Genomic DNA, 24229 nt, shown 5'->3' with positions numbered 1-24229 from the left:
CTTTACTTGTCGGGGCGACAGGATTCGAACCTGCGACCACCTGGTCCCAAACCAGGCGCGCTACCGGGCTGCGCTACACCCCGAATACGTACCTTCTTTGTTATTGCGGGTGCAAAGGTACGTTTTTTTCTTATATCCTGCAAGTTTTTTCGCCATAATTCTTATTGGGAGTCCAATTATTTATCGTTGGTCACTCACTGTCTGGCTTATTTTTGTTTTTTCCTTGGATGGTCAACGGTTTGTTGTCGTTTGACAAGTGTTTCGGCACATTGCAACATCGAGAATCCGTAATTCTTCATTGCCTTGAAGGTTTCGTTGTCTTCCGCCGGAGCAACCTTTCCGTCTTTCTTTACGTTGTAGCGTAGCTCTTGGCGTGTGTCGGGAATATATATGTAAAGACGTGAAGTGTCTCTTACACCTATGAGGTTGTCTGCGGTGAAGAACATGTACGGACGTTTCTCCTTCAGCATGTCTATTCCGAAGCCGTTATGTGTATATCCGATGTTCAGGATACCGAGAAGGGTGGGCATTAGGTCTACTTGTCCGCCGACATTGTCTATTATACGTGGCTCTATGTCCTTGCCGAAAATCATCAGTGGAATGTGGTTGTATGACAGAGGGCTTTCACACTCGGGCGTTCCGACGAGCTTACCGTGGTCTGCCATCAGTACGAAAATAGTATTGTCGGCCCATGGTTGTTTTAAGGCTTCGGTCATGAAATTTTTTATGGACCAGTCGGCATATTCTACGATTTGCTCTTCTTTCTTTTTGCTATGCGGATGAAAGTATGGAGGGATGATGTATGGCGGATGGTTGCTGATTGTCAGCAGAACGCTGAAGAACGGCCGACCATCTGCCGCATGTCTGTTGAGTACGGGCAGGGCGTATTGGAACAGGTAATCGTCCTGCACTCCAAAGCCGTTGACAACCTTGTCGGCGGGGTAGTTTTCCTGGGAGTATATTTCGTCAAAGCCATTTGTCCTGAAAAAGGCGTTCATGTTGTCGTATTGCGACTCGTGGGTCATGAAGAACATTGTGCTGTATCCGTTCTGCTTCAGTACCGTCGGCAGTCCAGAATACACTGGTATTACCGAGCCCTTCATAGCGTTACGTTTCATGATGGCGGGGAAGGAGTACAGCGCTGAGTACATGCCGTGGTTGGTGTGAATGCCGGACGAATAAAAGTTACTGAAGCTCAAAGACCTGTGGTACAGACTGTCGAGGAATGGCGTAAGTCTTGACTTGTTGCCGAATGTCCCCATCAGGCTTGCAGACATCGACTCCATCAGGATTATTACCACGTTCTTTTTCACCATAGTAATGTTGCTGTCGGCTTTGACAATGTGTGCTATGGGTGATATGCCGTCAATGCCTGCCCTGCCCAATAAGTGTTGTGTGTTGGCTACGGCCTCGTCTGCCGCCATGAGTGTCAGTGCCTTGTTCTCCTTTCGGTTGTCATCTATTGCGCTTGTCATTATGTTGAAAACAGGATTGACTCCAAGCTGGTTGAGGAATGGGTCGTTGCAGTAATATGCCTGACTTACCTTAATAGGGTTGTATCCGCGGCGTCCACGTATGCCGAATACGCACAGGCCTACGAGCAGGGCGCCAACTACGAACGTTATGCCGGCGCCTTTCAGACACCATGTGCCGATTGTTGTTGTAACTCTGCCGTACGTCAGCGTTGACAGCTTGTAAATAATGTAGGCGAAAGCAACTATCGTGGCTATAGCCAATGCCATGGGAAGGTAGTACGAGCTTTCGCCGAACACCATGCCGGCCGTTGTGCCCATATAGTCAAACCAATTGAATATCGAGGAGTTGATTGGCTTGAAGAAGTAGTTGAAATATGGTATGTTTGCGGCTGAAATGACAAAGCACAGGGCGTAAAGTATCGTGAAGTACCATGCCGACGAACGGTACAGCCATCTTGCCGTGCAGCCGAACCATGCCGCTATCCAAAACGCCGCCAGCGGCAGCAGTAGGATGTAGCACGCTATGACGTTGTCAAACCATAGTCCACGAATGAAGGCGATTGAATAAAGCGCATAGTCGCCTGCAATGTCGGGCGGGAATGTGTAGTCGGCGGACAGGAACAGCATGAGACGGAACGCTGAAAAGAACACCAACGCAAGTATGTGTATGGAAAGAAGATAACATAGTGACACGGCGTAAACCTTGGTAGGAGATTTACCGCCGATACTGATTTTACATGTTTTCATGGTCTGTGGATACGGTATATGTTTCCAATAGTTAAGGATTTAATACAAGTCAAGGAGAAAGACGATACGTTTTGTTGCATTCACCATGCAAGGCTAATGTCTTTCTCCTTGACCTTGATTAACTTCCTTAACCGCAGAAGAAAAATTCCTTGATTCTTGAATTTATTTAATGATACCTTGTTCGACGAATATCTTTTTCAGGGCCTGCACACCGCGCTCCACCTGCTCTTTTGTATGCGTAGCCATGAGGGCGAAGCGTACAAGCGTATCTTGCGGGGCGCATGCAGGAGGTATTACGGGGTTGATGAATACACCGGCGTCAAAAGCCAACTTGGTGACGAGGAAAGTCTTGTCTACGTCGCGTACGTACAGGGGGATAATCGGGCTTTCGGTGTCGCCAATTTCGAATCCTTCTTCCTTGAAGCGCTTTAGGGCGTAATTCGTCACCTTCCACAGGCGCTCTATTCTTTCGGGCTCGCTCTTTATGATATGCAAGGCTTCCATGGCCGCAGCGGTAGCCGCTGGCGTGTTTGAGGCACTGAAGATATACGTGCGGCAAGTGTGGCGCAGGTAGTTAATGGTATCTCTGTCTCCGGCGATGAAACCTCCAATGCTGGCCAAGCTCTTCGAGAAGGTGCCCATGATAAGGTCAATGTCGTCAATCAGGCCAAAATGGTCGCATACGCCGCGTCCCTGCCTGCCGAACACTCCTAGTCCGTGGGCCTCATCCACCATTACCGAAGCGTTGTATTTCTTTTTCAGACGCACGATTTCTGGTAGGTTGGCAAGGTCGCCCTCCATCGAGAATACGCCGTCTACAACGATTAGTTTTATAGACTCGGGGCGGCACTTCTGTAGCTGTTTCTCGAGGTCTTCCATGTCGTTGTGCTTGTATTTCAGGCATGTGGCGAACGACAGGCGCCTGCCGTCGACAATGCTGGCATGATCGCGATCGTCGCAGATAATATAATCCTCACGCCCGCAGACCACCGACAGCACTCCGGCATTAACCGAGAAGCCAGTCGAGAAGCACAGCGCCTCGTCTTTGTGCTCGAATTCAGCAAGCTCCCTTTCCAGTTGTACGTGCAGGTCGAGCGTGCCGTTGAGGAAACGGCTGCCGGCGCAACCGCTGCCGTATTTGTCGAGCGCGGCCTTGGCTGCGTCGATAACGCGCTGGTCGCCAGTCAGACCAGTGTAGGCGTTAGAGCCGAACATAAGTACCTTGTGACCCTCCATCTGTACCTCGGTGCCCTGTTTGCCCGTTATTTCACGGAAATACGGATAGACGCCAGCTTCCATGAACTTTTGCGGTTCACGGTAGTTCTTGTATCTTTCTTGTAATAGTCCCATAATAAGAATAAGGTGTAGTTTTACTACATTATACTTTCAAAATCAGGCTGCAAAGATACAAAAAAATGTCGAAAGCCTAAGAAAAAACGTGGAAAAGTGTTTCAAAAGTGAAAATATTGGCTTGCGGCAAATCTTTTTATATTGAATATTATTATTTTTGCATCACTTATGACGACGAAGAAGCACATATTGTTCATTGTCAACCCGATTTCAGGAACGTCAAGGAAGCAGAGTGTCGGCGAGTCCATCGGCAAAGCCGTCGACGGTACCCGCTTTGATTATTCGATAGTTGCCACCCGTTACGGCGGCCACGCTTACGAGATAGCCTGCGAGGCTGTCCGGTCGGGGCTTGATGCCGTAGTGGCTGTTGGCGGCGATGGAACGGTAAACGAAGTGGGTCGGGCCGTAGCGGGTTCGGCCACGGCTCTAGGTGTCATACCATGCGGCTCGGGTAACGGCCTGGCTCGTCACCTGATGTTGCCCATGGACGTGCGCAAGGCCGTAGGAGTGGTAAACGCTTTCACTGTACACGAGCTTGACTATGGAGTGATTAACTCTATGCCTTTTTTCTGTACGTGCGGCATGGGGTTCGACGCCTTCATCAGCATGAAGTTTGCTGAGGCCGGTAGGCGTGGCCCCATAACCTACCTTGAGAACATCCTGCGTGAAGGCCTGAAGTATAAGCCCGAGACATACGAGATAGAAGATGGCGGGGGCACGTTCCTCAACAAGGCATTCCTTATATCCTGTGCTAATGCCTCGCAGTACGGCAATAACGCCTACATAGCACCGCAGGCGTCGATGAGCGACGGTCTGCTTGATGTAGTCGTCATGGAACCATTTGGCGTTATGGAGGCCCCTCAGCTTAGTATCGACATGTTCAATAAAACGCTCGACAAGAACCCTAACATCAAGACATTCAAGACAGAGCGCATACATGTGCGCAGGGAGAAGGCGGGATTTGTGCATGTTGACGGCGATCCTATCATGACTGGTGCAGATGTCGATATAGCCGTGGTGAACAAGGGCATACGCATTATAGTAAATCCTTATGCCGAGAAGGCCAGGCGTCGCCCTAGCGCAATGCAGACTGCTTTCAGCGTGTTCTTTAACGACATAATCAACGCTAGGGCTGAGTGGCCAAGAAGAGGGGACAGGCCAGGGCTTCACGAAAAATAAAAATCTGGGTTGTTCAGGCACTCTGAGGATGTGTTTTGTCATTTTAATGAAGTTTTGTTAGAAATTGAGCGACCTTAACTTTTATTTTCTCAGTTCTGCGGTTTCGGATATTCCGTCAGTGAGGGAATTGCGTTAAATGTTATTGATGAAATGTCTTTGTTTTTTTGTTCTGCCAAATAATAGGCAGATATGTTTTAAATCATTAAAATACAGGCGGATAGTTATTTATTCCGCCTATTTTTTTTACCTTTGTATGGTTATTTGATTATGGATGTGCTGCGTTATGGCTACGACTGCTGCGGCGCTAATATACAGAGATATTGAAATTGAAGACGATAAAACGTATACTAAGGGCGGCGATATGGGCTGTCGTTATCCTGTATGTATCGGTGGCGGTGCTTGTGCAACTGCCGGCGGTGCAGGGCTGGATAGGGGAGCGTGTGGCCTCAGTCGTGGGCGGTAGGTTAGGTGCCAGGGTGTCGGTGGACAGGGTGCATCTTGGGCTGCTGGGCAGGGTTGTCGTAGATGGTTTCAGGATGTACGACAAGAGATCAGTGTTGATGGTCAGTGCGTCGCGTCTGGCCGCCAAGGTTGACTATGCCCTCTTGATACGGTCTGGGCGAATACGTGTGTCGTCAGCGCAGATGTTCGGTGTTAAGGGTGTGTTCTACAGTGCTGGCGCCGACGTTGAGCCTAACTACCAGTTTGTTCTCGATTCGCTTGCGTCGGGAGGCGATGGAAAGTCATCCTTAGAGCTTAGTGTCAATTCGCTAATCATACGGCACGGTTCGGTGAAGTATGATCGTTACGACGTGCCTCCTACGCCGTCGAGGTTTAATCCATGCCATTTGTTCGTTAAGGACATAAGTGCACATATGGTAATACCGTATTATACGCCAGATAGTATGTGCGTTTCGGTTAAGAAGTTGTCGTTAAGCGAGTCTTCGGGCATTATAGTCAAGAGGCTAGGGCTTGACCTTACCGTATGTGACGACGGAGCTGAACTTGAAGGACTGGAACTGGATTTGCCAGGTTCGGAGATTCGTCTTGCCAGCGTACATGCTGATTACGTCTCGAGGAGCGGCGGTCCGGATCTGTCGACGTTGCGCTTCTGGGGTAGGATTGGTTCGTCGAAAGTGTCGCTATGTGATCTGGCGTGCTTTGTGCCTTCGTTTGCTGGGTACACAGAGCCTTTGTTTCTCAGCGCCGAGTTCAGTGGTACGGGGCGTTCATTGGACGTTGGTAGGCTGGATGTAAGGTCTCCAGGAAACGGCGTCGTTTTTGCGGCTAGAGGACGTGTGGCAAAATCGGAAGCCGGAGTCGCTTGGTATGCAGACATCGATAGGCTGGCATGCACCGCCTCTGGGCTGGACATGGCTCTTAATGGTTTTACCGATGTGGACGACGATGTGGCGAAGGTCTTGCTGCGTCTTGGTGACGTAAGCTATTCTGGAAACGTGTCAGGCAAGGGCAGGATGATGACGCTTAGCGGCTTGCTGCGTACTGATGTTGGGCGGGCTGACGTCAGGTTTAGGCATGACGGAGGCCGTGTAGAAGCTTATGTCAATTCGGCGGGGCTTGACGTGGGACGGCTGCTTGACAACGGACGGTTAGGTATGTTGGCCACAACGGTAAAGGCATGGTGTAGAGTAGGCAAAGGCGGTATTTCTGACGTACGCATTGACGGTGTTTTTCCGCGGTTCGATTATAACGGTTATTCTTATTCAGGCATTACGGCGAAGGGAACTTACGGAGGGTCTTCGTTCAACGGTTTGCTGAGTGTTGACGACCCAAACGGAAGTATAAGCGTCAGCGGCAGTATGGATCTGTCTGCGTCGGGGCGTACTGCTGATATTGAAGCTACGGTGCGGCGACTCGACCTTGCAGCCTTGAAGATAACTGATAGGTGGAGTGGAGCTAAGTTTGACTTGGACGTAAGTATGGACACGCGGATGTCTGGAAACGAGGCTAACTTTTTTAAGGGTCGTGTGGGGGTAAGGAATTTTTCGATGTACTCCAGCGATACTGTGTATAGGCTTGACAGCCTTGACGTGGTGGCCGATGCGGGTAGTCTGGCATTGCACAGCGACTTTGCTACAGCACGGATTACAGGTGATTATAGGTTGCGTACTATCGCAAGGAGTCTTACGGGCATGCTTGGTTCGAGGTTGCCTACTCTGTGTGGGGGAGCTGGCGCAACGGATAACAGGTTTACTCTTAATGCCGAGGTAGTAAAGACGGATTGGCTCTCAGTCTTGTTCGACGTGCCGCTGGAACTTGGTGCCCCGTTGAAAGTAAGTGCCAACGTGGACGACGGTCTCGGCGTGATGTCTATGGTGTGCCATGCAGACAGGATTGACTATGACGGCAATCCGTACGAGAATTTTGCAATACGGATGGACGCGTTAGGCGATACTCTGTCGGTGGACGGTAGCGTGTGCAAGGTTATGGGTAACGGTCACAGGCTAGATCTGTCGCTCGAAGCGGCTGCCGTTGACGACAAGCTTGCGACATCGGTCAGATGGAGCAACAACATGGACAGACTGATGGCGGGTGTATTAAACGCCGAGACGCGGTTTGTTAGGAGCGACGCTGGGGGTACAGGTGTTGATATAGCCGTGAAACCGTCGCATATATTGGTCAATGATACCATATGGAATGTGTTGCCTTCAAGTATCGCCTACAACGGGGGTGACTTGACGATAGACCATTTTGCCATAGAGCATGACAGGCAGCATATCAGGATAGACGGTATGGCCACGAAGCATGCCGACGACTCTATAACTGTGGACCTGCAAGACGTTGACGTAAACTATGTACTCGGGCTTGTTAATTTCCATTCAGTAGAGTTCGGTGGAAACATGACTGGTAAGGCCTACGTGAAATCGGTCTTCTATGGACCGGATGCATATGCCGACCTGATAGTTGACAACTTCACGTTCGAGCACGGCAGGATGGGCAAGCTCTTCGCCAAAGTAAACTGGAACAAGGAAGACAAACGTATAGATATCGACGCACGTGCCGACGACGCCGATAACGCACGAACTACGATACAGGGCTATGTTTCTCCAGCCAATAACCGCATTGACCTGGGCATAAAGGCCGAAGATACTAATATAGAGTTTCTTGAAAGTTTTTGCGGAGCGTTTATGGACGAAATCAACGCAAAGGCCAATGGCAATCTCAGATTGTACGGCCCGCTGGATGCCATCGAATTGACAGGCAAGGTCGTGGCAAACGGCAAAGCACGGATAACACCAATAAACGTCAGCTATAGCCTTGTAAACGATACGATACATTTCATGCCAGACAATATAGTGTTCAGGGCGGACACCATACGTGACCGGAACGGCAACATAGGTATCGTAAACGGCAGCCTTCACCATAAGCATCTCAGCCACTTGACCTATGACGTAAGCATTAGTACTAAGAACCTGCTATGCTACGACACCAACGGGTACGGTGACGACTCTTTTTACGGCACGGCCTATGGCACAGGCGTATGCAGCATACAGGGACGCGATGGAAGGGTTGACATAGACATAGACATTACTCCTGAAAATAACTCGTTCATAGAATATAATGCGGCAAGCCCTGGCGTAATATCTGACCAGCAATTCATAACTTGGCGCGACAAGACTTCGCTGTCGCATGACGGTGACACACTTGGGAGGGACATTGTAGAAAGTCCTGCAGAGCGGTATTTACCTGTCGATATACCTTCGGACATGAGGATAAACTTCATCGTAAACATGACACCAGACGCTACGTTGAGGGTGCTGATGGATAAAAACACGAATGACTATATAGCCCTGAACGGCACCGGAACGATAAGGGCCTCGTATTTTAATAAAGGATCATTTGATATGTTCGGAACATACACCATTGATCATGGCGTATATACATTGACAATACAGAACATAATTAAAAAGATATTTCAATTCCAGCGTGGAGGCACGATTGTTTTTGGCGGCGATCCTTATGACGCCTTGTTAGATTTGCAGGCCGTATATACTGTTAATGGAGTACCTTTGTCTGACCTGCAGTTGGGGAACAGTTTCTCGAGCAATAATGTAAGGGTTGACTGCCTTATGAATATAAGCGGTACGCCGCAGGCGCCTCACGTAGACTTTAATATAGACATGCCAACGGTAAACGAGGACGCCGAACAAATGGTACGCACTGTCATCAATGGCGAGGAGGAGATGAACCAGCAGGTGGTGTACCTCTTAAGTGTCGGACGCTTCTATATGCAAAGTAATAACAACTCCTCGGAACAGAACCAATCCAACCAAACGAGCCTTGCTATGCAGAGTTTACTGAGCGGAACCATAAGCCAACAGATAAACACTCTGCTGGGTAGCCTCGTAAAGAACAACAACTGGACTTTCGGCGCTAACATAAGCACCGGTGACGAGGGATTTAACAACGCAGAATACGAAGGTCTTTTGTCTGGGCGTCTGCTAAACAATAGGCTCATTATCAACGGTCAATTCGGATATCGTGACAATGCTAATGCAACAACATCGTTCATTGGTGACTTTGATATAAATTATTTGTTGCTGCCAAATGGGAATATAGCCCTTAAGGTTTATAACCAGACTAATGACAGATACTTTACGAAGTCATCATTGAATACTCAAGGCATAGGCATCATACTCAAAAAGGATTTTAACTCGTTGTTGGAATTGTTTGGTTATAAGAGGAAACGTAGGCCGTCGGTCATATTGCCGGATGATGCGGATGATTGAATGTAATCATTGCGATATGTACGCAAAAAAGATGGTGGACAAAAGCTTGTCCACCATCTTTTTTGTCGTTAAAATATAAAATGTCGTTATTATGCTTCAGCAGGAGCTTCCTCGTTGGTTGCTTCAGAAGCAGCCTCGGCAGCTGCTGCCTCAGCTTTAGCGGCCTCGATGGCGGCCTTCTTTTCTGCGACCTGTTTAGCTTTTGCTTCATTTGACTTCTTTTCAGCTTCAAGGTTCTTTGCATAAGTCTCTTTCTTGCTCTTTGCGTCGTTTTCACGTATGAGCTCGAGACTTTTTTCCTTGTTAGCTTTCCATGCGTCAAACTTACTTTGGGCTGCAGCCTCGTCAAAAGCGCCTTTCTTGACTCCGCCACGCAGGTGCTTCATGAGATACACACCTTCACGCTTAAGGATATTACGTACAGTGTCAGTGGGTTGTGCGCCAACTTCTACCCAATAAAGTGCACGGTCGAAATTCAAATCTACAGTAGCCGGATTCGTGTTTGGGTTGTAAGTTCCGATTTTTTCTGTAAATCTACCATCACGTGGTGCTCTTACATCAGCGATAACAATACGGTAAAAGGCATAGCCTTTACGACCGCCACGCTGCAATCTGATTTTTGTTGCCATTTTGTTTTTTTGTTATTTTAGGTTTGAATTATGCTACTAACTCGTAATAGCGGGTGCAAAGGTAGTATTTTAAAATTAAAAAAATTAACTTTTTCTGTTTTTTTTTGTTTTTTAACTTTTTTCAGGATACTATTGCTTGATAAGCTTTAAACCGCATTCAAGTCCGTCCATGCTGCCGAGCAGGGACGTTGCTGTCTTTAAAGTTGCATTCTGGGATATATCTCCTAAGACATTTACATATTTAAGTAATTTTGATGCATCCATGACTATTAACAGATTGTTGCCGTCGAGTTGCGTGGTACCAATGATTTGTGATACTTTACCTCCATATTTGAGCGTGATGTTTTTGTCTTCTATGGTATATGTGCCTTTCAGTTCTTTTCCCATTACTGTCTGAGTGAAATTTCCAGATTCGTCAAAGGTCATTTTGACACATCCTTTCGTAAGGCCGTATCCTTCGAGTTTATCTTTCAGTTTGTTTTCAATTGTCGATGCAGCCAGCTTTCCTCCGATGTTTTTAAGGTTATTGTCACTTGACAATACTATTGCCGGTTCCTCATAAACCCATGTACCAATAATTTTATCTTTAGTGGCTACCTTATTCCCAGAGAAGATATTTGTGATCGTGGAAATGATACTTCCGTTTTTGTTCTCGTCTTGCGAGTTGTTTGTCTCAGTTTTGTCTTTTGTTCCGGAAACTACGTTCTTAAGTATGTTTCCAAGATTTAGCTGGGCGTTTGCTTGTGAGCTGAAAATTAACGCAGTGCATAAACACACACTTTTTACTAAAAACTTTTTCATTGTTATTTTGATTTAGTCATTTGAGTTCATATATCTTGCTTGGGACATTTCTTCTTAGGACCTCAACGGGAACGGTTGACAGGTAATCTATTCCGGTCTCTCTCAAGTCCAGTTCTATTGTTTTTCGGGCTAATTCAGGGTGATTATTCTCTTGGCTAAGATGGCATAGCCAGATTTCTTGCAACCTGTTCGTCGCATTTTCTATTATTGCTTGTACACATTTTTTGTTCGACAAGTGTCCCATGCCGCCGGATACTCGCTTTTTAAGGTATTCAGGATATGCTCCGCTCCATAGCATTTCCTCATCATAGTTGGATTCGATGACAAGGTAATTAGCCTCACTTATTATATGGGCCATCTCTTCTGTTACATGCCCGATATCGGTCATCAAGCAGAATGTCTGTTCTCCATATTTGATTTTGAAACCAACATTATCCAAGCTGTCGTGCGGAACATGGAACGTACTGACGGTGAAGTCGCCTAACAATATATTCTCTCCAAGATTGATGTACTTGATATTATTGTTGTCAATTTTTTTTCTAACGCAATAGTTTCGCTTAATGCCTTCGTGTACTTTTTCAGTTGCGTAAACCGGTAGGTTGTATGTACTACTTACAAATCCTACGGCTTTTACATGATCGGCATGATCATGAGTAACGAGAATACAGTCAATATTATTAAAACTTAAACCAAAGTCGCCGAAATATTTTTTCATCTTTCTAATACCTATACCGGCGTCTATTAATAATCCGTATTTTTCAGTGAAAATGTAATAACAATTACCGCTACTTCCACTCCCGAAAGATATAAATTTCAGCATCTTTTTTTATTTTTGTCTGCAAATTTATAAAGAAAAGGTTATAGGGCAAAAAAATTTAATACCTTTGTAGAAATTTTTAATGTTGTAAAGTATAGGGAATGAAACTTATGGTTATTAAAATATTGAACGTAGATAAAGTGCGGTTATATGCATTTGTTTTTATGTTTCTTTGCATTCTTGCTCTATTATCTTTCCTCTCATGTTCAGGCTCAAAAGATGAAAATGATAAAGAAGTCGGGCATGTCGTTGATTGTTTTGCGTCTTGTTATTTTAATTTAGATTTCGTTGGTGCTGTGCCTTTTTGTACAATAGAGTCAAAAAGATGGTTGAGTTTTATTTCAAGTAATATTTCTCAGGCGGATGTGGACATCATACGGACGCAGCAGGTTGGCGCGACTCATGAAATAGGTGAAATAGAGCACATATGTGATACTTTTGTCGTGGCTAATTGTTCTATCTTTAATTTCTTGCGGGTGGATACACTTGGGACTTCGGGATGTATAACCGAACAAGCTGTTTTTAGAATACCTGTTGTAAAAAGGAATGGTAAATGGCTTGTTAAAATGGAAGGCCTACTGCAAAGTGAAAGGCAAAATCACGACTGAAATCAGGATGGAAAATGGCATAGTGTTCGTTATTTGAATTGTATGCTGGATTTATTGCTTTCATACCCATATCAAAGCGAAGAATAAAGAAATCGAAGTTAAATCTTATTCCCAAGCCATACGCAACAGCTATCTGTTTGTAAAAATCCTTAAACCTGAATTGTCCACCAGGTTGTTCTTCATAAGCTCTGATGGTCCAAATGTTACCGGCATCGATGAATGCCGCACCATACACTTTCCAGAATAAAAATGATCGCAATTCAATATTTAAGTCAAGTTTTATATCTCCTGTTTGGTTTATGAAATCAATGGCTCCGTTTGTTCCCTTGAATTTACCAGGACCAAGTCCTCTTACGCTCCAACCTCTTACGGAGTTTGCACCGCCAGAGAAATAACGTTTTTCAAACGGCAATATCATGCTGTTTCCATAAGGGTAGGCTATGCCAAGGCCGGCGTGTAATGCCAAACTATTGTTGCGGTCGAACATTATAATTTTTGTGTAGTCGAAATCTCCTTTGACGTATTGGGCAAATGCAATGTTAAATAGAGTATATTGATTGTTTTCATTGCGTTTGCTTCCCAACAAGTGAGAAATTCCACTTAAAAAGTTTCCTGATGTCTCAACGTTGATTTTATATGCTTCATCGCCATTGTTAAATGACATCCCGAAACCTAATTTCATTATAAATAGGTCTTCGTAATTATATCTTAAAATAGAATTCCTGTTGTTTACATCGTCAAGATATTCTTCCTTGAATGTGGTTGATATCCATGGCATGTAGATATAGTTAAGGTCTATCAAGTCAAATTTATAGCTTTTTTTCCCGGATATGTCATTCCATCTGTATCTCCAGCTTGCTGTGAAGACTCTTCTGTGGAATTCAGGCCTGTTTTGCATGTTGTAGCTAACTGTCAACTCTGACATGGCTGTTGACTGTTTCTTGAACTTTTTAGACAAGAACGGCACGACAAATCGTGGAAACAAAAGTTTTGCCTCCAGGCTATATTCTTCATAATCCTGGTTCTGGTATCCTTCCAGTCCCGTTATTGCCTCAAAAGCTCCCCTGAGTTTTATGCTGAATGTTTCTGCTCCTCTGAAGATATTTCTGTTTTCATAAGTAAGAGAGGCTGCAGCCCCAAGGTCTCCAGCTGTATTTGTACCTTCCGGCTGAAAACTTATGCTGTTGATCTTATTAGTACTTATTCCTATATTGCAATCAAGAATATTGCTGTCAGGTCGCTCTGTAAACTTAATATTAGTGTATTTTACTATTGGTAACCGTCCGAATCGGTTGTAGGTTTTTTGCAGTTCATCGGCATTATATAATTTTCCTGCTTCAATAATCGTATTTTCTTCCAAAACGGATTTTCGTAATGGTATTTTATCAAAATCACCATTTGCGTGATAATTTATCTTGCCAATGGTATATTGTTTATGCTCTGTTTCTTCTTCGCCGTTGCCGGATATGAATTTATGCAGATGTAGTGTTATGTCTATATCTGTACTTCCACTTATTGTATCAGCCGAGTACGAGATGAAATCCTTGTGGAAGTTGACATAGCCATTATTATTTAAGAAGTCGGTAATTTGTTCTCGTTCATTGTCAAGAACACTTACCATGAAAGGCATGCCAATGCGCAGATTAGTAGAATGAAATTTTTTATTTTTAAGTACAGAGTCAATATTTTTGTCTTGGATGTCATAATTAATAGAGCTGATATGATAGCGTTTGCCAGGATGGAGGTTGTATATTACTTTTACCTTTTTCTTTTTTTCACGTTTCAATGCATAGTCTACTTGTGCTTTTATATATCCCATTCCATGTAATACGTTACTTAAATCGTTACATGTCTGCTCTGCCTGAAGGGAATCAAATAAAACAGGACCTTCTCCCAAGGCTTGCAGTTTTCGGTTAATCCATTTTGTTGTATCGCGTCCTGATAAAGCGTATGTGCCTAAAGGAACTTTAAAAAGTGAAAACCATTTGGAATTTCCTTTTTGTCTTATATAAGGTTCTAACTGGCTGGTTTCAATATTTTTTGTGTCGGATTTTATTTTGACATCGTCTAATAGATAGCTGCCCTCAGGAATGAACTTTGAGGCTGAACAAGCAGTGATTGTTACCACAATAATTAATGTGGAAACTATCTTTTGCAATCTATTTATTATCCGTTTTATCACTTAATTTTGTTTTAGACTGCAAAAATACTAAATTTTTAGTAGTTTTGTCCTGCAAAACTTAAAAATGATATGATAAGCAAGAACCAGATCAAATATATCCACTCTTTAGCACTAAAAAAGAATCGTGACAAAGAGGGCTGTTTTGTAGGAGAGGGGCCAAAAGTTGTGGCTGACTTGTTGGCTGTGCAGACTCCTGAAATACTTGTCGCTACAGATAAATGGTATGCTTCGACTAACATCGCTCCGCGTCAGCAAGATGCGGTTGTGACAGAAGAAGAGCTTGGCAAAGTCAGTTTCTTGCAGCATCCCCAACAGGTGCTTGGGGTGTTTCGTAAACCTCATGAAGAAGTTTCTATTGATATATGTAACAAGGATTTGTGTCTTGCGCTTGATAAAATACAAGACCCTGGCAATCTCGGAACAATAATACGCATTGCCGATTGGTTTGGCATTTCGACGATATTTTGTAGTCCTGACACTGCAGATGCTTTTAATCCAAAAGTTGTGCAGGCAACGATGGGCAGTATAGCGAGGGTAAAACTCGTATATAGAGATTTATGCGCAGTGCTTGATGGGTTGCCTACAGAAATACCTGTTTATGCAACTTCGTTAGAAGGAGAAAATATTTATTCTCAAGAGTTATCTTCATATGGCATGATAATCATGGGTAATGAGGGTAATGGGGTTTCTCCACAAGTCATGTCAAAAGTCAATCGTACCTTGTTTATTCCATGTTATCGTAAATCCAAAGGAATCGACAGTCTTAATGTTGCGGTTGCTACGGCTGTAACTTGTGCGGAGTTTAGAAGAAGGTGAGTTTGACTTTTATGAGTCTTGTTTTTTAGGATTTAAGCCAAATATAGTATGAAAATAGTCGAAATACCATCGTTTTTTCCTCCTTATGGTGGGGAGTTTTGTTTAGAACAAAGTAAGGCTTTAGCAGCTTTGGGACATGATGTAACAATTTTGGCAAATGTTCAATTAGCTGTAAGACGTGGCCTTTTTACATATTTGTTAACTCCGTATAAGCGTAGATGGGTTACCGTTGACGGCATACAAGTGTATCGTTCAGACATGCGTGGCATACCGTTGTGTGTTCGTCCGAATGTTAAGCGTTGGGTGAATATTGTGAGAAGTATGTTTAACACGTATGTACATATTAATGGCAAACCAGACATAATTCATGCGCACTGTGCAAAATGGGCTGGTTATGCAGCATATCAGATAAGTAAGGAATATGGCATTCCGTTCGTGATTACTGAGCATTTGCCGTCAATGATATATAAAGCAGAGTTTGGAACGGACCTGACAAAAGTCTGGCAGATTCCTTTATTGAAAGAAACGTATAAGTCTTCGGATATGGTTATTCCTGTTGCTGCGGAATTGGTTGATGATATTTCTTGTTATTTTGGTAAAGACTACCGTTGGATTGAAATATCGAATACTATTGATACTGATTTTTTTGCGTATAAAGAGCGTAAGCCGTTGAAAGGGAGAAGATATCGTTTTTGTTGTTTAGCGAATTTTATTCCACGAAAAGGATATGATGTATTATTCCGTGCATTTGAACTCTTGGTAACGCATAATGCCAATGTAGAGTTGTATATAGCAGGAAAGGATACAAAGGGGCCAAGTTGTATGGCAATGTTGGGAAACAGTAATCAGATAATTGCTTGTGGTGAACTTGACAAGAAAGGAGTACGTGATTTGTTGTATAACAGCGACTGCCTTGTACTTGCGTCAAGAAGTGAAGCGCAGCCATTGGTATTGCTTGAAGCAATGTGTACAGGAATACCTGTGATTTCAACTGATTGTATTCCACAAAGTATTAAAAAGTTGTCTGGTTGTACTGTGACAAAGATTGACGATGCAGTTCAATTATCAGAGGCAATGTTAAAGCGTTGTTCAGATGATAATATTAGTTCAAAAATGATTTCATCAGAAGTTGTAAATATGGTGTCACAGGAAGCTGTCGGATTAAAATTAGAACAGGTTTTCAAGAATATTATATCAAGTCATGGTTAATTATGATAATTATTATTTTCTTAAAATGTGTTTAATGCCTACGAAAATCTTGCGGATATATAAAAATAAATTCCATGTAAGCATGTTGGACATTATTACATTGGCAATTTTTGCTTTTGTTGGAATTTGGACTTGCCAGTCATTACTGCAATCCTGCACCATTCGATGTAAGTGTTTATCTTTGCAACGAAAGGCGTGCATAGTGAGTCCAAACAACCTGTTTTGGAAATATTTATAAGTCGTTTGACTGTTTATATTATACGTTTTACATATATACGAGCTGAGATTTGTCGTTTTTTTTACGAAGATAAATTGTTTTTTATCATTGTTTGAGAATGAAACGGTTTCACGTCCATAGCTATAATACAATGTAATTTTTGGTATGTATGCTATTTTCCCCATATAGGCCATGATGAAGCAAATCTGCAAGTCTTCACATCCGAAATCTTTATTTCTGAACATTTTAGGGTCATCATTATATGCTTTTCTCATTATATCAGCTCTGTACATTGCAGTACATAGATGAATTATAGGCCTCTTAGTCTGTGTTATGATGGCTTCAAGCATTTTTCTCCCGTCCGTGATGTCTGAGTTGAACGGATTTGTGCCGGGACTGGTTGTCGCTTTTGTTTCTTCATCATAATACATCCAGTCTGTATGCACTAATGTTACATCTGGATTATTTTCCAATATAGTTACTTCTTTCTCCAGTTTCAGTGGGTCAACCCAGAAATCATCGCCGGCACAGTCTGCGATGTATTTCCCTTGGCAAGCCAATAGACAATCGAAATAATTATCAATAACACCTTTGTTGGGTGCCTTTTCCATTAATCGTATGATGTTGGGAAACCGTTTGGCGTATTCTTCACATATCTTGCGCGTGTTGTCTGTTGAGCAGTCATCTCCCAGTACGATCTCGAATGGGACATGGCATTTTTGGCATAATATAGAGTTGAGTGTGCGGGTAATAGTTTTTTCTTCGTTGTATGTTAGTACTATTACAGATATAAGGTTTTTATATTGTGAGGGTGTCATTTCAGCGTTATTTCGAAAATTTTTCTGAGTATTCTGTTTTTTGACAAATGTCTGAATATTGTATATTTTGTGGTGTAATTTGCGTCAGGTAAAGGGAATAGGCCTTTTGTCTCCAGCCTGCTGATTCTTTTTTCTATTTGTTTTGCCGAACGTGTCAGGATAACCGTATTGTAAATATAGTCCATCGTAAGTTGCGCTACTCGCCTTTTCATGGCACTTTTGTCGCCTGCAGGCAATATGTCAGCCAGGTAATTGAGATGTGTTATTATCCGTTCAACGTCGTTTAGGCGTTTTATTATGTTTCTTTTGTTTACGTTGTTTGTTATAGAGCCTTGTCGTTTGCGGTAATAATATGCCGTTATGTTGAGGCTGTACACTTTTTCGGCATGTAATATCAGCTGTGGGGTAAACTCTTCGTCTTCATGCAATGTGCCGGGTGTAAACCGTAAGTTGCCGAGTATTCTTCTGTTAAAGATATATCCCCATGCTACGGCGTGTATGTTGTTATGCCTCATGTAGTGAGCGCCATCCATTGGTTCTGGCAGTTCGTAGTTTATGCGCACCTTGTCACTGTCCGTCGAATCGAAAAGCACCAAGTCCGGTTCATTGTATCTTACGACATCCAGACATCTTTCGTATGCTTCCGTAACAAGTCGGTCGTCGCCGTCGACAAACTGGATATATTTGCCCGTAGCCATGCGCAGGCCTGTGTTTCTGGCCGAACTTAGTCCACCGTTCTTTTGTCTGATGTACATTATTTCGTTACGTTCATCATTTAAAGAAGCAAGCGGGTCGGTGTCAGAACCGTCGTCGATGAGTATTATTTCCCTTTCGGCCTTACGCAATGACAGGTTGATAATGCTGTTCAGACATTCCTTCACCATGTCGTGAGGCAGGTTGTAGCATGTCACGATAAAACTTACTAAGGGTTGTTTTTTGTCGCTCATGGTGCAAAAGTAATATTTTATTTGCAACAAGGCAAATAATAAGCGTACGAATGATAGTGTTTGTCAAAGTGCTTGGTGTTTGATAATACGTATGCTTAACTTTTTTAAACGACCGTATATCAGTTAACGAAAGAGCGTCTTTTGAGATGTAAAATGCCGTCTTTCGTTAGCTGAAAGGCGGCATTTTGTAATGTATCTGATTCTCAATTGGTTACAACTTGAATATATATTGACGTATCGTTATGGCTCTGAAATGCCTTCTTGCGATTCAAGCCAGTTGTCAATGAGTTTTCTTGCTATTGATAATTTTTCAGGAATTCCGGGTAGATGGTCTTTGCTGAACCATCCACCAGCTCCGAGTTCGGAACGTTGCAAGTGGATTTCTCCACTTGCGTAGTCGGCATGAAAACCAACCATCAGCCCGCAGGGGTAGGGCCATGGTTGTGAGCCAAAATACCGTAAGTTCTTTATTGTCAAGCCTGTTTCTTCCATTACTTCCCTTTGGACTGCTTGCTCCAAAGTCTCGCCTGTTTCGACAAAGCCTGCTACAAGGCCGTAATAATGGCCTTTGAAATTATTTGCATGAACGAGTAGGACTTTGTCTTCACGCCGGATTAGTACAATGACGGCTGTTGATAGTTGTGGCCATATCTCGCGGCCGCATTTTGTGCATACTTTGGATATATCGGTGTGCAGTTTCATTTTTCCGCCACATTTCCCGCAGAATTTTGTGTTAGAGTCCCAATATAGTATTTCCGCGCATTTTCCTGCTTTCAGATACAGTTCATAAGTCAGTTTATTATATGAAGCACGCAGGCCGCAAAGTTCATAGCGTGAGGTGTCAATGTTGTCATGCCCCGAGTTATATGTCTTGACTTCAATATCGCCTAATGGGGTTATGTTGTGTATGTCGTCCGCATTGTCGACGGCAATCGGTGGATTCTCTTGTAACGGAATTGTGTAATTACCATTGCTTGTCTTTTCAAGCAATAGTTCCGATTTGATGAAGACGAACCAATATTTGTCCATGATAAACGTCTTTGGATATTATTATATGTTGTCAGTTTATTCCAAATAGAAGCTTTTTGTCTTTTATTATGGCTTTCTCGGTAAAGCTTTTAGGCACGAAATGCCAATTATTGTTGGGTTCGGGAGCCATTATCCCTGCTTTTTCTATTTCCTTCATGAGGTAGTATCGCTGGTCAAGTTCACTTTCGTATATAATTCTTTCCGGCAATGAGTCATGCGGAATTCCCGCCCCTTTAGTCAGCAGCTCACCGCCGCCGTTGCCGCGGTAGCTGTTCATTGCCACTTTATACCATTTGTTTTCATCGAAAGGCTCTCCGTTTGTCATTCCTGTTATTCTAACCTTTTTTTCATATGGTTTTGTTACATCCACTTCATAATCGATACCTGCGGCACTGTCAAAATTGAAAGCAAGATTCTTGAAACCATAGCCGTCAGCTCCGTTGCCGTTGTGTTCGAGCAACATGATATGGTCGTCAGGACTTTGCATCGTGTTTGTCCAAAGGCCATAACTCATCTCAAGATAATTATGGATTTCCTTTCCTGTCATTTTCACGACGTATATCTGGTTCTCGTATTTATACAAGTTGAACATGTCGCTTACATGTACGTCGCCGGCTTTTATGCATTCGTCAAATGACAATGGGGCGTTGAACGATATGTCCGCTCCTGTAATCTTTAGCTGTAGGTTGTGTATAAGGTCGCAGAACGCACTGCTCCCGAAATAAGAATCTCGAGTGTATATGGAGTTCTTGAACGTGCCAATTTTGCGTGTGACAAAATAGTTTACGCTATCTATGTCGTTTTTGAATATCTCGATAAATTCTTTGTCGATTGGCTGTTGCCTGATATCGTGTATTTCTCCGGTTATGCTTTTCCCGGTAACTTTGCCGTTATTCAATGTTACTTTTATAGTCGCGTCACAAACAAAATTCGCGTTTGATGAAGGATTCAGGCATAAGACATTGCTTCCATCATTGTTCTTTACATTTTCCTTGTTGCTTTTATGGTCGTGTCCATACAGTATTAGGTCAAATCCCGACACCTCATTGGCAATGCGCAAAGAGGCGTTTTCGTCATACGAATCGGTGGTTATTCCTCCGTCTCTGCCTGAATGGAACAGACCGATAATAACGTCCGGATGTTCGTTCTCAATGATGTGTTTTGTCCAATAATTAGCGCTCTTGACCATATCTTCGAAACGTAATCCTGCCCATAAACGTACGTTGAGCCAGTTCGGGATGGCCGGAGTAGTCAATCCTAATACCGCAATACGCACTCCCTCGCGTTCGAAAATCACGTACGGCTTAAGATATGGGTATCCCGTTGTCGTGTCGATGATATTAGCCCCGAGCATAGGGCACTTCACTTCTTTTATCCATTTGTCATATACTGCATGTCCTGTTTCAATGTCATGATTGCCAATGGTTTGCGCATCATAGCCCATATGGTTTATCACAGAGGCTGCCACATTTGGCATTTCTGGCTTAATGAAGTTACAGTAATAACATGTCGGTTGTCCCTGCAGAATGTCTCCGTTGTCCAACAAAAGCAGGTTGTCTCCATATTCCTTTCGAAGCGATTTCACGTAACTTGACACTCTTGCAAGCGAGCCGCTCATGGATTTCTGGTTGATGAAGTCGTAAGGGAAGAAACAACCGTGTACATCGCTTGTCTGTATAACTCGTATCTCTACGCTTTTTTCTTGTGCTGCTATCATATTTGTAAGGCCGAATGCCAACAGGCAAGTGGTGATTAATTTGTTCATGATTGTGCTTGCTTTCCTTAAGTATCGCCGGCGGAGTGTTATTCGATGATTCTGGTCATGGCCATTTCCGTTATTTTACCGTCTGGATCGACTTTCGCATTTATACGGAATTTATTTATTGTATTAGTGCCGTCATCCTTTTTGACGTCTTGGCTGACCATAAATGTTGTACTGTATTCATATTGAAGGTCACCTATTTCCTTCTTGCTTATTTCATAATCGCTTGTTATGCTCCATATCATGCTTTCCACGTTTTCTTTATAAATCTTGTTCATGAATGAAACGATGTCGGCTTTTGTCGCGTTTGGTTTACCAAGGAAGTTTATATTGTCGCCGATGTTTGCCGTAAGATTGCTCTCGTTCCTGGAATTGATACAGATAAAGAAGTTATGGAATATACTGCTGATGAATTGTTTATCATCAGGCGTCACTTCGCTGGATTTTATTTTATTAAGGGCAATTACGGCTTCTTCGTAATGGTTACCGTCATAATGGCTGTCTATGTATAGTTGGTATGCATCTGCCGTGTTCAGCTTTTGGCATTGTGCCCAGTCGATAGAGTCAATCTTTTCAAGCGCTTCCTGTTTATGTGGGCTGTCAGGGTGCGTATTAAGATATTCGGTTAACGCTCTCTTTGAGCCCATGACAACAGCGTCAGTCCAGTCTTGGTCTATCTTGTTAAGTTCTTCCAGATGTCTGGCAATAGAGTCAATATGGGCTTGCGGAGCGTCTTTGAAGTTATTAAGGTATGCTTGTAATATTGTAGGATCATCACTTTGCATTGCAAAGATGTATTCTTCTTGCTCTCTGTCGCTCTTTGCGTTATTGTAGAAATACAGGCACGTGCCGAGTACCAGCAATGCAATGGCTACTGATACAAGTATTATTGTTTTGTTGTTTTTCCGGTTAGGATTGTTTTCCGGTACATGATTTTTATCAATACTGTTATTTTGTATTTCATGCCCTTCTTCAGTTACAGGCGTTGTGGCCGGTGCATTTGTAATGCTCTGGTGGACGTTGTTGCCTGTCGTTTGTTCTATTTCAGTGGTGCTTATTGGAGTTGTTTTATGACAATGTGGACACGCTGTCTCGCTTTTGAAATATGCTTCTCCACAATATGGGCATTTTACTGTTTTTCCTGCTATTTCAACACCACATGCAGGACATACGGGCGCTTTGTCACTGATTTGATGGCCGCATTCTGGACATTTTATGATAGCCATTGTACTGTTCCTTTATGTTAAATTACCGTTTTATTTAAAAGTGTTTGAATCTTATTTCCCTCATGCTGTGCCTGCCCATGAAACGGCTTTTGTCAACGTATGCGTTAATTCCGTTGATACGTCCTTTAGCCGTGTATTGCCACATTGTGTAGTCCCTGTCGTCAGCCAGTTGCGGTTTTTCGTCTGAATATTGGGCAATCATGAGCTTATAATCATCGATTTTCCCCTTCAGGTGCTTGTTGTAGAAGTTTGTATAAGTATACAACAAAGGCTTTTGCCGGTATGCTTTTTCCACCAGATCCAAGAATTTGAAGAGTGAATCGCAGAATTCATCAGTCTTTAATCCGCCTGTAGATTCGATATCAATCATTGGTATGAGGTCTTGGTCGCCAGGGCGGCATTGTGAAATGAAGTTTTCCAGTTGTTTGGCCAGGTCTGTTTTGGGACGGAAAAAATGGTATGACCCGACTTTCAACCCATAACGATGAGCCAATTCAATGTTTCTTTCATAAGTTTCGTCAATATGGGTACTACCTTCAGTTGCCTTTAGATATACGTAGGCCATTTTACTGTTTGCGCCGACGTTTTCCCAGAAAACTTCTCCCTGATAATGGCTGAGGTCTATTCCATGCACATGGCGACAGGTGTCCTCGCATTGGATGTAGCTTTCTTGATCGTCATTCTGGGCAGTGGAAGGCAGTATGTTGAAAAGTGATAGACAAATAAAAAGAACTATGTATTGTTTCATTACGGGCGTATCTTATTTCATGCAAAGGTACTGCTAATCGTCTGTATCTCAAAAAAAATTATAAAATTTTAGTTATTCATCAATATTTGAAAGACTTTTAATTATATTGGCCATAAATCTGCTTGACGTCTCAAGCGGGCAATATGATTTGTATTTTATAGGGTGTGAATTAGGTTTCTTTATGGGGTTTATTCCTTTTTGTGGACTGTTGTCGTTTATTTCGATATGTCGAGTGGGGTTGGTTATCATGTTGTCTATCTCTCTTGAGATGGTATGTAGGTATTTATCACCTGTTTCGGTAATGAACGGTAATTCGTCATTGTCAAAGTTGAATAATTGTACGAGGCAATTACCTATAAGATTCGCAATGCCTTGAATTTTTAACGCTTTAATCCATCCGTCTGTTTTAACGAAATCTATTTTATCACCGTTTAGCCTTAAATAGAAGCCGAGATCCGACAAGCTCCTGAAGTCCAGTCCTGAGTTTAAAAGCTTATTGATGTTTTCAATCAATTTGTTTATGAAAACAATCGAGTCAATTGACGTGTCAATGCTATGAATCTCATTGAATACGATTTTATTGTATTTTCGGTTCAAGTAAAAATTCGCGAACGGTTTAGCCTTGCCTGAAACTGTAATTGTATCAAGTTTTGTATAGTCTTGTTTTTTCCCGTATTCTTTAGCTACGGTTAGGTTTTGTGCGGCCTCCTGAATGCGTGTCGGAATTATGGTAACACCCGATTTACAGATAGTAGTAATTCCATTGCCTATGAAATCTTGAACTTTGTACGTTTCAGCCGCCGACAATAGTCTTTTCCATTTGTATTCGGACATGGGCTCAACTGTGTCTTCAACATTAAAAGTTCCGGCTGACAGCAGTTTGATGAAATTTCTCGCGAGAATATTCATGTTATGTCG

18 protein-coding genes and 1 tRNA gene are annotated in these 24229 nt (G+C 43.1%); 5 read left to right on the top strand and 14 right to left on the bottom strand.

Annotation, left to right across the window (positions count from 1 at the left end):
* Positions 1-9: 9 nt before the first annotated feature.
* From H6A34_RS03845 to spt, 3 genes are all read right to left on the bottom strand, one after another.
* Positions 10-83: transfer RNA gene (locus H6A34_RS03845), tRNA-Pro, on the bottom strand.
* Between the two features lie 123 nt (positions 84-206).
* On the bottom strand, positions 207-2222 hold the full coding sequence (locus H6A34_RS03840) for an LTA synthase family protein (RefSeq protein WP_205103571.1): 2016 nt from the start codon (positions 2220-2222) through the stop codon (positions 207-209).
* A gap of 162 nt (positions 2223-2384) precedes the next feature.
* A complete protein-coding gene (gene spt, locus H6A34_RS03835) occupies positions 2385-3572 on the bottom strand; it encodes a serine palmitoyltransferase (protein ID WP_205103569.1) in 1188 nt (395 codons plus the stop codon).
* A 168-nt stretch (positions 3573-3740) separates the two neighbouring features.
* Here spt and H6A34_RS03830 point away from each other — a divergent pair, with 168 nt between their 5' ends.
* Together H6A34_RS03830 and H6A34_RS03825 are read left to right on the top strand one after the other, a co-directional pair.
* Positions 3741-4751: a diacylglycerol/lipid kinase family protein gene (locus H6A34_RS03830; protein ID WP_205103567.1), complete on the top strand. Its 1011-nt coding sequence runs from the start codon at positions 3741-3743 to the stop codon at positions 4749-4751.
* A 326-nt stretch (positions 4752-5077) separates the two neighbouring features.
* Entirely contained in the window at positions 5078-9502 is a 4425-nt protein-coding gene (locus H6A34_RS03825) for a translocation/assembly module TamB domain-containing protein (RefSeq protein WP_205103565.1), read from the top strand.
* An 89-nt stretch (positions 9503-9591) separates the two neighbouring features.
* Here the strand turns inward: H6A34_RS03825 and H6A34_RS03820 are convergent, their stop codons facing one another.
* The 3 genes from H6A34_RS03820 to H6A34_RS03810 all read right to left on the bottom strand — a co-directional run bounded on the left by H6A34_RS03820 (position 9592) and on the right by H6A34_RS03810 (position 11752).
* Entirely contained in the window at positions 9592-10131 is a 540-nt protein-coding gene (locus H6A34_RS03820; RefSeq protein ID WP_205103563.1) for a 30S ribosomal protein S16, read from the bottom strand.
* A gap of 129 nt (positions 10132-10260) precedes the next feature.
* A complete protein-coding gene (locus tag H6A34_RS03815) occupies positions 10261-10932 on the bottom strand; it encodes a lipocalin-like domain-containing protein (RefSeq protein WP_021947760.1) in 672 nt (223 codons plus the stop codon).
* A 16-nt stretch (positions 10933-10948) separates the two neighbouring features.
* On the bottom strand, positions 10949-11752 hold the full coding sequence (locus H6A34_RS03810; protein ID WP_021947759.1) for an MBL fold metallo-hydrolase: 804 nt from the start codon (positions 11750-11752) through the stop codon (positions 10949-10951).
* A 98-nt stretch (positions 11753-11850) separates the two neighbouring features.
* Between H6A34_RS03810 and H6A34_RS03805 the strand changes: the two genes are divergently transcribed.
* Positions 11851-12357 carry a hypothetical protein gene (locus H6A34_RS03805; RefSeq protein WP_205103561.1) on the top strand — a complete coding sequence of 169 codons (507 nt, stop codon included), beginning with the start codon at positions 11851-11853 and terminating at the stop codon, positions 12355-12357.
* On the opposite strand, the gene tamL is transcribed toward H6A34_RS03805, so the two are convergent.
* Positions 12311-14539 carry a translocation and assembly module lipoprotein TamL gene (gene tamL / locus H6A34_RS03800; protein ID WP_338088619.1) on the bottom strand — a complete coding sequence of 743 codons (2229 nt, stop codon included), beginning with the start codon at positions 14537-14539 and terminating at the stop codon, positions 12311-12313. The genes H6A34_RS03805 and tamL overlap by 47 nt on opposite strands.
* A 69-nt stretch (positions 14540-14608) precedes the next feature.
* Between tamL and H6A34_RS03795 the strand changes: the two genes are divergently transcribed.
* Both H6A34_RS03795 and H6A34_RS03790 read left to right on the top strand, forming a co-directional pair.
* Positions 14609-15355 carry an RNA methyltransferase gene (locus H6A34_RS03795; RefSeq protein WP_205103559.1) on the top strand — a complete coding sequence of 249 codons (747 nt, stop codon included), beginning with the start codon at positions 14609-14611 and terminating at the stop codon, positions 15353-15355.
* Positions 15356-15403: 48 nt separating this feature from the next.
* On the top strand, positions 15404-16564 hold the full coding sequence (locus H6A34_RS03790; protein ID WP_205103557.1) for a glycosyltransferase family 4 protein: 1161 nt from the start codon (positions 15404-15406) through the stop codon (positions 16562-16564).
* A gap of 12 nt (positions 16565-16576) precedes the next feature.
* On the opposite strand, the gene H6A34_RS03785 is transcribed toward H6A34_RS03790, so the two are convergent.
* The 7 genes from H6A34_RS03785 to H6A34_RS03755 form a co-directional block, all read right to left on the bottom strand.
* Positions 16577-17599: a glycosyltransferase gene (locus tag H6A34_RS03785; protein WP_205103555.1), complete on the bottom strand. Its 1023-nt coding sequence runs from the start codon at positions 17597-17599 to the stop codon at positions 16577-16579.
* Positions 17596-18546, bottom strand: coding sequence for a glycosyltransferase family 2 protein (locus H6A34_RS03780; protein WP_205103553.1), 951 nt, complete (start codon positions 18544-18546; stop codon positions 17596-17598). The genes H6A34_RS03785 and H6A34_RS03780 overlap by 4 nt, the downstream gene beginning before the upstream one ends.
* 240 nt (positions 18547-18786) lie before the next feature.
* Complete coding sequence (gene nudC / locus H6A34_RS03775) at positions 18787-19575, bottom strand: NAD(+) diphosphatase (RefSeq protein WP_021947752.1); 789 nt, start codon at positions 19573-19575, stop codon at positions 18787-18789.
* Positions 19576-19606: 31 nt separating this feature from the next.
* Complete coding sequence (locus H6A34_RS03770; RefSeq protein ID WP_205103552.1) at positions 19607-21340, bottom strand: bifunctional metallophosphatase/5'-nucleotidase; 1734 nt, start codon at positions 21338-21340, stop codon at positions 19607-19609.
* A 38-nt stretch (positions 21341-21378) separates the two neighbouring features.
* Complete coding sequence (locus H6A34_RS03765; RefSeq protein ID WP_205103550.1) at positions 21379-22563, bottom strand: zinc ribbon domain-containing protein; 1185 nt, start codon at positions 22561-22563, stop codon at positions 21379-21381.
* Between the two features lie 34 nt (positions 22564-22597).
* A complete protein-coding gene (locus H6A34_RS03760) occupies positions 22598-23311 on the bottom strand; it encodes a glycoside hydrolase family 25 protein (RefSeq protein WP_205103549.1) in 714 nt (237 codons plus the stop codon).
* A 72-nt stretch (positions 23312-23383) separates the two neighbouring features.
* A complete protein-coding gene (locus tag H6A34_RS03755; protein ID WP_205103547.1) occupies positions 23384-24220 on the bottom strand; it encodes a hypothetical protein in 837 nt (278 codons plus the stop codon).
* Positions 24221-24229 lie beyond the last annotated feature (9 nt).

It is taken from the genome of Marseilla massiliensis, assembly GCF_016899855.1.
Lineage (GTDB): Bacteria > Bacteroidota > Bacteroidia > Bacteroidales > Bacteroidaceae > Prevotella.
The sequence above is the reverse complement of the archived record's forward strand: the minus strand, read 5'-3'. Positions and strand labels throughout refer to the sequence as shown.

What these genes read in the sequence shown, in the direction of transcription:
- H6A34_RS03840 (WP_205103571.1), bottom strand. Translation starts at nt 2,222, where the DNA reads ATGAAAACATGTAAAATCAGTATCGGCGGTAAATCTCCTACCAAGGTT.
- spt (WP_205103569.1), bottom strand. Translation starts at nt 3,572, where the DNA reads ATGGGACTATTACAAGAAAGATACAAGAACTACCGTGAACCGCAAAAG.
- H6A34_RS03830 (WP_205103567.1), top strand. Translation starts at nt 3,741, where the DNA reads ATGACGACGAAGAAGCACATATTGTTCATTGTCAACCCGATTTCAGGA.
- H6A34_RS03820 (WP_205103563.1), bottom strand. Translation starts at nt 10,131, where the DNA reads ATGGCAACAAAAATCAGATTGCAGCGTGGCGGTCGTAAAGGCTATGCC.
- H6A34_RS03815 (WP_021947760.1), bottom strand. Translation starts at nt 10,932, where the DNA reads ATGAAAAAGTTTTTAGTAAAAAGTGTGTGTTTATGCACTGCGTTAATT.
- H6A34_RS03810 (WP_021947759.1), bottom strand. Translation starts at nt 11,752, where the DNA reads ATGCTGAAATTTATATCTTTCGGGAGTGGAAGTAGCGGTAATTGTTAT.
- H6A34_RS03805 (WP_205103561.1), top strand. Translation starts at nt 11,851, where the DNA reads ATGAAACTTATGGTTATTAAAATATTGAACGTAGATAAAGTGCGGTTA.
- H6A34_RS03795 (WP_205103559.1), top strand. Translation starts at nt 14,609, where the DNA reads ATGATAAGCAAGAACCAGATCAAATATATCCACTCTTTAGCACTAAAA.
- H6A34_RS03790 (WP_205103557.1), top strand. Translation starts at nt 15,404, where the DNA reads ATGAAAATAGTCGAAATACCATCGTTTTTTCCTCCTTATGGTGGGGAG.
- H6A34_RS03785 (WP_205103555.1), bottom strand. Translation starts at nt 17,599, where the DNA reads ATGACACCCTCACAATATAAAAACCTTATATCTGTAATAGTACTAACA.
- H6A34_RS03780 (WP_205103553.1), bottom strand. Translation starts at nt 18,546, where the DNA reads ATGAGCGACAAAAAACAACCCTTAGTAAGTTTTATCGTGACATGCTAC.
- nudC (WP_021947752.1), bottom strand. Translation starts at nt 19,575, where the DNA reads ATGGACAAATATTGGTTCGTCTTCATCAAATCGGAACTATTGCTTGAA.
- H6A34_RS03770 (WP_205103552.1), bottom strand. Translation starts at nt 21,340, where the DNA reads ATGAACAAATTAATCACCACTTGCCTGTTGGCATTCGGCCTTACAAAT.
- H6A34_RS03765 (WP_205103550.1), bottom strand. Translation starts at nt 22,563, where the DNA reads ATGGCTATCATAAAATGTCCAGAATGCGGCCATCAAATCAGTGACAAA.
- H6A34_RS03760 (WP_205103549.1), bottom strand. Translation starts at nt 23,311, where the DNA reads ATGAAACAATACATAGTTCTTTTTATTTGTCTATCACTTTTCAACATA.
- H6A34_RS03755 (WP_205103547.1), bottom strand. Translation starts at nt 24,220, where the DNA reads ATGAATATTCTCGCGAGAAATTTCATCAAACTGCTGTCAGCCGGAACT.